The organism is Tolypothrix sp. FACHB-123 (assembly GCF_014697075.1).
GTDB lineage: Bacteria > Cyanobacteriota > Cyanobacteriia > Cyanobacteriales > Nostocaceae > Aulosira.
This window is the reverse complement of sequence record NZ_JACJRE010000074.1, coordinates 20,511-32,090: the sequence shown is the minus strand read 5'-3', so window position 1 is coordinate 32,090 and position 11,580 is coordinate 20,511. Positions and strand designations below refer to the sequence as shown.

Below are 11,580 nucleotides of genomic sequence, written 5' to 3'. Positions count from 1 at the left end.
TTTGAGTCAAAGTCTGTGAGTTCCTACCTCGCAGACTTTTTGGCATTTATTAGCTCAAATTTCAGGGATTAAAGACCATAAATAGAAGTTTCATGACGTAAAAGCTATGTGGGTTTGTGGGTTTTATTTGACACATTATAGCTCTATTTGCCCACAAACCCACAGACGTACTATTTTTTTTCAGACTCCGCTTCCTTGTGCTTAACCCAGTCTTCAATCAGTTTGTTGACCACAGATTCCATAGTTACGTCTTCATCCACACACAGTTTTTTAAATCGCTTGTGTATTAACGCATCAATCCTAGTACGAAAAAAAATCTTATCTTTGCTCTCATTCGCCATAAATTAAAATCTAAGCACACAAATAGATTTACCCATTAACTCACTTTATAAAGCTAGTTCCAAGGTTTCGTAAAGTTTTATTGATTCGCAATGTGGGTTTGTGGGTTTGTGGGTTAAGCTGAAATACAGCAAGCGGGACAGAACCGGACGTAGGGTAAAACCAAGGGAATGAAGAGTGATTGCACCTGCAAGACCCGCTAAAACTCCAAAAGCAAGGGAGCGAAATAATGGCAGAAAATTCCAGAGTTCGTATACCTGCAAGTTTAGAACAGTACTTAAAATCTCAAGCTCCAAGGGTACTTGGGGTTTCTGAGAATGCTGTCTCTAGTGTTCATCTTTCCGAATTGATGGACAAAATCTGTTACGAACACAGACAGATCTTTGCAGGTGTTTTAATGCCTGCTAATGGAATGCAAATGGTAGCTGTGGCTGTGCCTAAAGAACGAGATACAGAAAGTATTAACAGCAATATCTAGCTTAATAGGAGAATGCAAGTGTACAACATTTACTTTGCAGATATTGGCAACTTCACCAGCATTACTGCCAAAAAAGGTGAAAAGCCTCGCGTGATGCGCTCAGTCTTTCAAGATGTGACCTACACCAGTGCTAGGGACATAGATACCGATGATTCCCCCAGCGTCAAACTAGACAACAAAGTATTAGTTTTGGGAGAACGCGCCACCAAGCAGAAAAACCCACAAACCGCAGCCGAGCGAGGCAAACAGTTACCAGAATTTGTTAAACCTTTCACCCTGGCAGGCTTGCGGCAAGATTTTGAGGGTACTGTCCGCTTCTTAGTGCCAGAGCGCAATCACTGGGATGAAGATGCAATTCGTCAAACTTTGATTGCAGATCATCAAGTCACAGTTAATGGCAGAACTTATAAACACCGCATCAGGAATGTAGAGTTTTACCTAGAAACAGACGTGGCTGTGGTTAACGGTTACAAAAAAGGCTTACTCGACCTAGAAGGCGACACACTCGGCATCGACATCGGCGGTGGCACTACTAACTATGTTGTAATGACTCCCGGTGGTGAAGTTCTGACCCGTCGTTCAATCCCCAAGGTGGGCGGTGTCTCTTTGGCTAACGACATCATCAACTCTGACCTAATGCAGAGTTATGCCAAGCGCGATAACGTTGCATTCAAAGTGGCCAAGATGATGGATGCTATAGCTGACGGCTCCATCACATACGGGCGAAAGTATGATTTTTCCTCAGTCTTCCCTGGCTTGTTAGAAAACTGGTTTAACGGGCTGATGGACGGCATTACCACAGCTGCTAATGATTACTTGGCAGATGTAACCAATATCATGCTGATTGGTGGATGTGCGAATCTGGTACGCCATAAGCTGAGTGCAAAACCTGGATTTTATATTCCTGTTGACCCTCATCTATCAAACATTACTGCACTATTGGCTATGTGAAATGCAAGTACGTTTAGCGGCTATTGTTGCCGCCAAAGTGGAGGGAATCAGACTAAGATTCGACTATTTAAAGTTGAGTGATACCGTAAATCTGCTGTTGGATGCAATCAAACATAAATGGGACTTGAAATTAACTAATTTGTCACAGATTGAGACAAAAGAAGCAAGAGTCAGGCTAGATAAACGCCATTATGAATGGTTGTCACAATATGGGTTATCTAGAGGGATAAATATAGCCTCTGCCACAAATTTATTAATTTCGGAATACTTGGCAGGTAATACAACAAGTATTCAAACACCTCTAACAAAACCTGTGAATCAACAGCCAGAAATTCAGACAGAAGTCACATCAATTGAACAAATTCAACCAATAGAGAAGCCGAAAGGCCAAACATTGATGAGGAGTCTGAAGTTATGAGTCAAAAGCGTATAGTCCTGGATCAGAAGTACATCCCGAAAGCCGAAGAAATTATTAGCCAGGAATCATTGCAGTTATCAATTTTCTGAGGTGAATTATGAATACTCAACCACTGCCAGAATTGATTGCACTTGCCCAACAATTATTAATTCAAATAAGGCAGCACCCACAGTTCCAAGGCTTGCAAATGAATTGTGATGTAACTCTTGGTGATGTCAGTCAATTTTTCAATACTCTGCAATGGGAAGCTTCTGCTTGCACTGTGGACACATCGAGAGAAGGATTTTTTCAGTGATGGGGAGAGCGATCGCACAGCCTGAGAAACTACTGCGTTCGCCCCCCTTGCATCTACGCATCATAGACACAATAAGGATATTAGCAATGAACAAACCGTTAGGCTATTACTGCGCCGTTACTCCCGGAGATGGCAGTTATCTTGACTGGCTTCAAGATACCTATGGCAGCCAACTTGAAGGCATACCAAGACTAGAAAAACTCCATCTTCTCCAAGCTATCACCGTCAACCTGCTCAACGCCCAAATAGCCACTGAAGGACGTTACATAAAAGAAATCGCCGCAGACAACATTCAAAAATTGCAGGCTGACATTTATCAACACCTACCCATTGGTGAACACCTGGGACTGGCAGAAGCAATTATCAATCAATTGAAGCATCAGCAATGAAACATCAAAAGCAAGCCTCGTTAGGATTAGCGGGGCTGGCTTTAATCGCCAGTCCCATGCTCATGAAACTACCAGCGCAATTCAACGCTTATAACGCTGCTACCACCATCAGAGCATCAGAAGATATTGAACGCACAAAAGCAACTGAAAGAGCGAATACAGCCAATTTAGTCAACGAATTAGGTGTTTTACCTGCTTACCGAAAATTACGAATGCGCGGGTATTTAGACAGTCCAAAACGTAACCCCAGACCGGATGTTACAGGCTATCTAGAAGATGAAACAGTCTACGTTTACGACTCAGTTGGTAAGTGCATAGGGCGCATTGAAGCGCGGCAATGGCAATGGAAATATCGCTTCCTTAATGCTTGTAATAACTCGCCCCCGTTAACAGTCAAGCAGGAGTAAAAAAGATGGAGACTTATAAAGGTTTTTCGGAGCCACCTAAACAAGAGAATCAGCAGAGAAAATTAGGTGATTACGCCGAACTGTTAGCGCGGTGGATTGTCGATTTAGTATCACTTCCTGTGAGTTTCGTTGCTCATTTAGTCGCCCAATTTATCACACCAGGAGCAAGCGGCACAAAGATTGTAGGCGCAATTGGTTTCTTTATCGGCACGCTGTTATCAACAGATGGCATCTGGCAAGTAATGTTTCAAGGAGTCCCCATCTTTCCCTGGTTTGAAAATACTTGGATTGGTTGGATTGGCTGGCTCCAATTGCCGTTTAACCCGCTATTTTGGATAAGTTTTGGCATCAGTGCATTAGTGCAAATTATGGAGGCGAAAACCCTACGTGGTAAAGACCCAAATCAAGCCAAATCTGAATTTGAATCGAGCAAACAATTCACTTTGGGAAGTAAGCCAAGTGGGAGTATTGATTTAACAGTTGCACTATGGGGTGATTATAAAAGAGCGGGCATGAAAGAACGCCATACTTCAGGAGCAATTGCACTCTTCTTTTGGGTATTTGATGTTACTACAACTTTTGTAGGGCGCAACCCTTGGCGCTATACAAACCCATCCCAAATTATGGCTTGTTTGGTCTACAACTTTGTCTCAATGATGGCGGGTGAGATTGGTTATTCAATTTGGAAGTTGACCAAGAAATAAAAAATTAACACCTCAGAAAATTTTAATTTCTGAGGTGACGTATAGCTTGTTTAAGAGGAAAAATCATGGATTTAATCTTACCTATTCTCTCCACGAAAGAAACAGTAAAATTACGGTCAGATTACCCAAATATTGAACATCTTGAAGCAGGGAATACTGCGGCTTGGCTACAGGAAAGGCTTGACCAATTATTAATTCGTGCCAAAGAAGAAAGAGCAGGGATGAATCTTGCTAAATTCTTAACACTTGGTACTGCTGCAACCGGAGCAATTTGTTACGCTACTTCGCCATTAGCCCCGATTGGGGCGTTGGTGGCTTTTGCTGGTTATGTTTGGTCGCTAGCCCAGGATATTAATGACACCCACCAATTTGCACCCATCCCATTTATCAGGGGCAATCTAATTGAATTCCTCTCAGCAATGGGTGACAGTGAGGCTAGAGTTGATTGGTTTAATAACCAGAACGCTTTAGTTGATTTGATGTGTCACCTTGAGCCAATGGAAAGATTTGAGTTTGCTATGCTCAAGCAGTCGGCGCATATTTTGACTGACTATTTAGCACAGGTCTCTTCAGGCAAGAGATTTTATGCTTACCGATGGATTTTGGATTGGTTTATTCAATTAAAAGGTAATTTTCCATCTCCTGAGCAGCTGCATGGGCATTTGGCGACTGTGACTGTTGACCCACGCATCAATGAAGAGCAGGTGATGGCTATCCAAGAAAGTATAACTAAGACTTCTATTGGAATTCCTGCTGCCAAGTTTGCGTCATTGCCAGTGCCAAAATTTGTTGACCTACCAACTCCAGGAGGTGCCTTCGCTATAGCTGGCGGTAATTTTGATTTAATTACCGCTATGAGCGCTCGTATTCAGAACCACTTGATTATTGGGCAGCAAGGTAGTGGTAAGGGTTTGATAATTTCTAATGTGTTAGATGGGATCAAACAGCGACATACTGACACAACTATCTTTTACATTGACCCGAAAGGAGATGAGAAGGAAACGGGTTATTTCACTGGGAAAGTAGATGTTTTGAAGCGTGCCAAGGTGTTGGAATGGAATCCCAGTAAAACTGTTGAGTGGTTCAAAGCGACTATTAAGGAGTTTCAAGCTATCCCAGGTCAGAAATTGCTGATTTTAGATGAAGCCACTTACCTGTCAAGTTTGATGAAGAATGAGGGGGAAGGCAATTGGTTTAAGACGGTAATTATGGGGCTAGTTTCTGTGGGTGATAGTGCTGGGTGGAATATTTGGATTGTTGCGCTTAACCCTAATACTGATGATATTGGTGTCAGTGGTGGAGTCCGTTCACAGTTTATCCCGTTGGCGTTAATTACTAGTGAGAATTTAGCGCCATATACTGCACTGATTTCTACTCAATGGTTGCCTAAAGATAAGAAGCTGCCGACGGAAGATATTCAACAATTATGTGGTCAATCTGCTGTTAAACGCTGTTACTACTATGGGAAGTTTAATGAATGGTTGCCATTACCAAAAATGCCCAATTTTTCTGGTTATGATCGTGATTCCAGGCGACTGTTAGCGGATGGCAATGAAGTAAATCAATCAATTCAAGATACAGTTCATCCCAATTCACTCTATGAACTATCTGAACCAATCGCTGAACCGTTGAACCAACTGCCGGATAAGGGTTATGGCGATTTGAGTCAGAGTTCGCTCTTACGGTTCACGCCTTTGAACTTAACTAGAGAGCAGGTTTTGGGGATGATTGAGATTTTGCGAACTGAACTGAATCAGACTGAGATGATTGAGAGGCTCTGGCAGTGTAAGAAGGGCGGTTCAGCTGCTTGGAAGGAAGCTTACGCACAGTTCAAAGAGTTGATGGGGGAGCGTTAGTAGTACAATAGTTCTAGTAAGATTTTTACACCTATTTCCTCCAAAAGCCCTCAGAGAAAACCTCTGAGGGCTTTTTGTCGTACCAAGTTACTGGCTTAAGTCCTGACGGGAGCTTAGCGATCAAAATTTCTCCACTGCTATCAGGCTGCTATCAGTAGACAGGACGTAGTGTCTCAATCCCACCAAATGTAAATAGAGTTGTATTTAGCTTGCTATCTCACCATTTCCCTCATGTTTCACCTGTAGATGTGGAGCTGTTGTCTATATTTGATATCGCTCTCTTGCAAAGATTTTCTATCAAGGGTATAGAAGAGAGTGTAGACAATTCGGCCGCAACCAGAGCAAAACCGCAACACTCTGACCCCCGTTGCTAGATAATGGGTTGTGGTATTGGAAACGTCCATTCTAAATACCGCAGCCGGGGGAGTCATGAGCGAAGATACCGAATCCGTTGAGTTAGTTGTAGTCCAGAAATTAGAAAATGCCCTCAGTGCCAAAATTGAGGCGTACTTTGCTGGTGTAATTGACTCTGACCCCGATGTATTGGAGGAATTGCTGAAATCCAAGAACAGCGAGGGAACCCGTAAAGCTTACCGCAAAGATATCACGGATTTTTTTACTCGCATGACGGGCCAGCGCCCTAATCGGGATTCTATTCTGGAGTTTTTACACCTGGAGGGTCACAAAGCCACCCTGGTAGTGACTAAGTACAGAGCCATACTTGCTGAAGCTGGACTAGCACCCAACACGATTAACCGCCGACTGGCTGCAATTAAATCTCTGGTTGCCTACGGGCGAAAGCTGGGTGTGTGCAACTATGCGGTAGATGTGGACAGTATTCCTGTGCAGGCTTACCGCGATACTAGCGGTGTGACTGAAGAGGAATTTTTGACTGTCATTAAAGAGTGCGAGCGCACGACGTTGGCAGGCAAGCGGGACTATGCTTTGTTGCTGCTGCTGTGGGGCAATGCTTTGAGGCGAAATGAGATTAGCACCTTAGACTTGAGACATTTTGACGCTTCTAAGGGAACGCTATCAATTTTGGCTAAGGGCAAGCTTGTACGAGTGACGATGAATCTGCCAAAAGCCACTGTGACAGCTATTACTGATTGGGTGATTGCCCGTGGTGGCGATATGTCCTCGTCCCGCCCGTTGTTTACCTCGGTTGATTTTCAAAATGCTGGCCACAGGTTAACCGGGGATGGCATATATAAAATAGTCAAGCGGTTATTTAAACGGGCTGGGGTTGAAAAAACTATGTCCCCGCACCGTTGTCGCCACAGTGCCATCACTGCTGTACTTGAAAAAACCGATGGCAACGTCCGCAAAGCCCAAAAACTCAGCAGACACGCCAAACTAAATACGCTCCAGATTTACGACGATAACCGCAACCGTGATCAATTGGAGATGTCTGAGCTATTGATGGATGGGTTGGATTAAATTGGGGTAGTGTGAAGGTAGCTGCTACGTTTGAAGATATTTTGTGTGTTGCTTCAAAAAAAGAAATACAGTTATGGAAAAACATAGATTTAGAAACTATAGTCGAGAATGGTGGCATTACACCTTTAAAGATGAACCTTTTGCAAATACATATTTTGATTTTCCCATTAGTTGATGCTCACATCGGGGCAAAAGCGCTAAGAGTAAAGACGCTAAAATTTAATTCTGTTGATAAGGGTTAGGTTGATGAGTCCGTCACTTGAAAAAATTTTAAGCGAAATTGAGCAACTAACTCCAGAGGAGCAATTGACGGTGATGGGACATTTGGTGGAGCGTGTGAAGAAACATATTACTCAAGCGCAACCAAAACGCAAGTGGAGCGATTTGAAGGGTATGGCTCCCTATCCACTATTGGGTGAAGATGCTCAAGAGTGGGTTTCGCGGACTCGACGGGAAGGGGATGAGTATCGAGAACAGTTGTTGCGAGGAGATGAATGAGGATTAGTGATGCCTTAGCTGGAGTTTCACGCTTATTTCTCGATACAGCACCCGTAATTTATTTTGTAGAACGCAATCCGCAGTTTGTGGATTTAGTCGATCCAATTTTTCATCGGTTAGAAGCTGACATTACAGCAGTAGCATCTGGCATAACGTTATCAGAGTGTTTGGTGGGTGCTATCCGTCTGGGGTTAGTGGATTTAGAGCAGGCTTTTGTCGATGTGTTGCAACAAGAGCAAGTAGTTTTCGTGGAAATTAATGCTGCTATTGCGCGAGAAGCTGCTTTTATTCGAGTGCGTTATAACCTTCAGTTACCCGATGCGTTGCAGGTGGCAGCGGCAATAATTGCTGGTTGTGAGGCGTTTTTGACCAATGATGCAGCTTTTAAACGGGTGACCGAGTTGAGAGTTTTAGTGGTGGGTGAGTTGTCGGTGGAGTGAGCAGACTATTTGCAATTTTAGAAAAGATTAATTGGCGGGAAATATGGATATGACGACATTCCTGTAAAGAAGGAAGCAGCCAAAAATTAGCGTTCGCGGTCTTTGGCGGAAAAGGGGATTATGACGACGTTTATCTAATGTGTTCTGCAATACTTCTCAATACTTTTCTCACCTGATTTCAGAAAATCTAAAAAACTGATACCTCTATATCTACAGGTCTGATAAATACTTAGTAATACAAGATAATCTTTAATTCCATTTTCAGTAGCCATTCCACTTGAAGCCACTCTATATTTAGCAAACGGTTTAATAGCACTTTCCGCATTGTTGTTATTCCAAGGAACATTGTCATAATTCAAAAAAGTAAATAATTTATCTCTATACTTTTGGAATCTTTTTTTATACTTAACTGCCAATTCCGTCTTATACTCAGTATCAATAAACGCTAAATAAAATTCATCAACATCTTCTCGATATGGATTCAAAAATGTTTTTTTTAATCCGTACTGATTAATGGTTGTTACTATTTTTTTCAATAAAATTCCAAAATTAGTAACTATGCCTTTTAGCTCTAAATTAAATTGATTTTTGAGTAAATCTTCATTCAAGTCTCTGATTAAATGTACCAAACATTTTTGTTGTACACACTTGATTGAGTCATAACCTGAGTAAAAATCAGAAACAATAACTCCTTGAAAATTTTTAAAAAGCTCGTGTAAAAAGTCGGTTTCACGATTAGGCTTGAGTAAATAAAATACTGAATCCATACAGGCAAATACCCAAACATATCCTGATGACATATCTCTTGCAGATGCTTGAGTTTCATCTGCATGAACCAAAGTCCCTTGCATGACAAGATTTATTATCTCATTATATGTTTCCTGATATTTAGCAGCTAATTTACCTTTAAATTCCTGCATTTCAGTTAGAGATATACGAATATTAAATGAATCCAATAAAATATCGATAATTTGATTAAAACTCAGTCTATACTGAACATATTGATTCATAGACCAGATAACCAAATTATCACCCCACCCAGAAACTTTATTAAGATGACGCGGAGCAAAAACCTTTTTACAGTCGTGGCATCTAAAGCCTCCAGACTCTAATTTTACAATCCATTTCTTTATGCCATTTTTCATGAATTTTAAATCGATTATTGTTCTACTACTGCTTCGTCGTGTCTTTTCAAATTGCTTACCGTTACAATATGGGCAGATCTCTGGAGATAGTTCGACAAACTTATCTATTTTATTAGTAGATTTATAATTTTTTATTCTCCTTTTTACCGCTTTTTTAATATTTTCATTTGTCTTCAAATATATTTTATTTTGTTGATAATCAAAGTAAGCATATTGATTTATCTGTTCAAAATCAGGAATTACATATCTTTTCTTCCCATATTTAAGTCCATAACCGTCTTCAGGCTTTATATTATCCCATTGGATAAAAGCTTCACAATTTTCATTCGCTATTTCTTCCTTAATAGTACCCAGCCAATTCCTAATCATCATTAAACTAAGACAATCGTCTTTGTTATATTGGATAATTTTACTTTTGTAGACACTATCATTAGATAACTCCCATTTTTTTCTCCAGACTATACTTTGAAGACCGGAAGCTTTATTATCTGTCCATTTAAAACCAAGAAATTCAGCTATATTTTTTAGCTCATTCGTATATGTTGGCGGATAAATATTAGATGTAAAAAGAGAAAGAATATTAACTGAATTTGTAATTATCTGTGTAATTAATGGTTCAGAGATTTTATTCAACTTCACGTTAATTCTTTTTAAGGCTCGAATTTCATAACTACCATAGTGATAAATTATATATTCATCAAACTCTGCTATCTTCTGAAAAAGATGTTTAAAAATCTCCTCTTCATCTGATGATGAATCAGCCCAAAAATAAAACCATTTCTCTTGTTTGCCCTCTCTCACGAGCATTCCTATTAAATAGATAAAATTTTCATCTGGAAGCCCCTCGAAATCTAAATATATTTCTGTTTTTATGTCTTTAAACACTGGGACTTCTCGAACATAAGTTCTTTTTTCTCTTAATGCCAAAGCTTTTAGTTCCCATAAAAATTGTTGGTTATTCTGGATAACTCCCTTTTTCTTTTTTTCTTTTCTTGGCCTAAATGTGTAGGAAAGTTGATAAATAGAAAATATTCCACGATTATTTCTTTTTAAAATTTCTTTCTTGCTGATTCGTCCTAGTAAGCTTAAATCATCAGTCTCGACTAATTTGGCTTGACAAGGAGCTTGAAATTCACAAGTTTTGCAAAAATTATTTTGATAAAATCGAGGTGCTTTGGAATTTTTAATAGTTTCTAGTAATTCATTTAATTTCTTCTTTGCTTCTTCTAAATAAGTTGCTATATTAACCTTAGTTGACTTTAAGTGATATCCATAAACTATTTTTCCAAATTCAGGTAAAATGCCTTGGACATGTTGTAAAATCAAACACCTGATTGCTAAAGATAGCTTTTCCAATTGAGATATTTTTTCATTCGGTGAAATTATTATAGGAGTATAGGAAAGTTCACATGAAGATATTTTTTGAGGAAAAATTTCCAGAGCTTCAAAGCTTATGAGAAACTGATTAGATTGAAAAACTGGTTCAATTACAACTATGAGATTTTTCATATTAATCATTTTGGATAAATCAAAGACTTTATGTATTTGATTTTCGGAATTTGCTTGAATTCTGTCAGAGAATTTATTTTTATATAAATTCAATATCTCTATTTCTAAACTTTCATATTCTGTTTGACAGCCTGCTTCATTATGAAATTTTTGATAAGCCTTATAATCACATCTTAAAAAGGATTCAATTATTTCATTTGTGATCATGAAAGCACCTTGATAAATTCAATTTAGTTAGCCAACCCTGGCTGTCAGTAGGGTTAATTCGTGAGAACCAATTACCGATAATAGAATTTATCGGCGATGGCTCCCTAGTAAGTTTCCCATATAACCAGGGGGCGATCACCGTTTTGGTCGGGAAAGTAGAAAAAGGCGATTGCATTATGAGCTACTACTATAGTCAATAAAATCCTTACTCAATAGGGCTTTTAAGTTTTCCGCTGTTTTTTGTTCTAATGATTCCCATATCCTAATACTGGATTGAGCGTGTCCTCTCTTGTAAAGCCATGTCCTAAAATAGCTATTAATGGACAAGTTTGAAGGACTAAATAGTGTCAAAAGTTGATTTTATTTTGTGCAAAAAAATGAATATCAATTTTATCATTTTTTTGAGTGAATTAGTAAATAAAAATCCGTTATTATAATATTTATGTATAAATTGTTTGAATTTTAACGGATCTCGTCTAGCTCCCTTTTTCCGGAAACTATAGA

At 39.6% G+C, this 11,580-nt stretch carries 13 protein-coding genes and 1 pseudogene; 12 read left to right on the top strand and 2 right to left on the bottom strand.

Annotated elements, in window-relative coordinates; genetic code table 11:
- Window positions 1-170: 170 nt before the first annotated feature.
- Entirely contained in the window at window positions 171-341 is a 171-nt protein-coding gene (locus H6G41_RS36285) for a plasmid partition protein ParG (protein ID WP_190623744.1), read from the bottom strand.
- Between the two features lie 227 nt (window positions 342-568).
- Between H6G41_RS36285 and H6G41_RS29845 the strand changes: the two genes are divergently transcribed.
- The 12 genes and pseudogenes from H6G41_RS29845 (at window position 569) to H6G41_RS29790 (ending at window position 8,215) form a co-directional block, all read left to right on the top strand.
- Complete coding sequence (locus H6G41_RS29845; protein ID WP_190623745.1) at window positions 569-817, top strand: hypothetical protein; 249 nt, start codon at window positions 569-571, stop codon at window positions 815-817.
- A gap of 18 nt (window positions 818-835) precedes the next feature.
- Entirely contained in the window at window positions 836-1,768 is a 933-nt protein-coding gene (locus H6G41_RS29840; protein WP_190623746.1) for a hypothetical protein, read from the top strand.
- A 1-nt stretch (window position 1,769) separates the two neighbouring features.
- Window positions 1,770-2,186, top strand: coding sequence for a hypothetical protein (locus H6G41_RS29835; protein WP_190751407.1), 417 nt, complete (start codon window positions 1,770-1,772; stop codon window positions 2,184-2,186).
- 97 nt (window positions 2,187-2,283) lie between these two features.
- On the top strand, window positions 2,284-2,481 hold the full coding sequence (locus H6G41_RS29830) for a hypothetical protein (protein ID WP_190751405.1): 198 nt from the start codon (window positions 2,284-2,286) through the stop codon (window positions 2,479-2,481).
- Between the two features lie 86 nt (window positions 2,482-2,567).
- Window positions 2,568-2,870, top strand: a complete 303-nt coding sequence (locus H6G41_RS29825) for a hypothetical protein (protein ID WP_190751403.1) — start codon at window positions 2,568-2,570, stop codon at window positions 2,868-2,870.
- Window positions 2,867-3,277, top strand: coding sequence for a hypothetical protein (locus H6G41_RS29820; protein ID WP_190751401.1), 411 nt, complete (start codon window positions 2,867-2,869; stop codon window positions 3,275-3,277). The genes H6G41_RS29825 and H6G41_RS29820 overlap by 4 nt, the downstream gene beginning before the upstream one ends.
- A 5-nt stretch (window positions 3,278-3,282) precedes the next feature.
- Entirely contained in the window at window positions 3,283-3,981 is a 699-nt protein-coding gene (locus H6G41_RS29815; protein ID WP_190751399.1) for a hypothetical protein, read from the top strand.
- A gap of 65 nt (window positions 3,982-4,046) precedes the next feature.
- Window positions 4,047-5,837 (top strand): hypothetical protein, encoded by a 1,791-nt coding sequence (locus H6G41_RS29810; protein WP_190751397.1) that lies wholly within the window; start codon window positions 4,047-4,049, stop codon window positions 5,835-5,837.
- Window positions 5,838-6,266: 429 nt separating this feature from the next.
- Window positions 6,267-7,277 (top strand): tyrosine-type recombinase/integrase, encoded by a 1,011-nt coding sequence (locus H6G41_RS29805; protein ID WP_190751395.1) that lies wholly within the window; start codon window positions 6,267-6,269, stop codon window positions 7,275-7,277.
- A gap of 70 nt (window positions 7,278-7,347) precedes the next feature.
- Window positions 7,348-7,452 (top strand): annotated as a pseudogene (locus H6G41_RS36280) (M15 family metallopeptidase); the annotation flags it as partial.
- Between the two features lie 71 nt (window positions 7,453-7,523).
- On the top strand, window positions 7,524-7,775 hold the full coding sequence (locus tag H6G41_RS29795; protein WP_190751391.1) for a hypothetical protein: 252 nt from the start codon (window positions 7,524-7,526) through the stop codon (window positions 7,773-7,775).
- Window positions 7,772-8,215, top strand: coding sequence for a PIN domain-containing protein (locus H6G41_RS29790; protein WP_190751389.1), 444 nt, complete (start codon window positions 7,772-7,774; stop codon window positions 8,213-8,215). Before H6G41_RS29795 ends, H6G41_RS29790 begins: the two co-directional genes overlap by 4 nt.
- Window positions 8,216-8,349: 134 nt before the next feature.
- Here H6G41_RS29790 and H6G41_RS29785 read toward each other — a convergent pair whose 3' ends face one another.
- A complete protein-coding gene (locus tag H6G41_RS29785) occupies window positions 8,350-11,076 on the bottom strand; it encodes a TM0106 family RecB-like putative nuclease (protein WP_190751388.1) in 2,727 nt (908 codons plus the stop codon).
- Window positions 11,077-11,580: the final 504 nt, after the last annotated feature.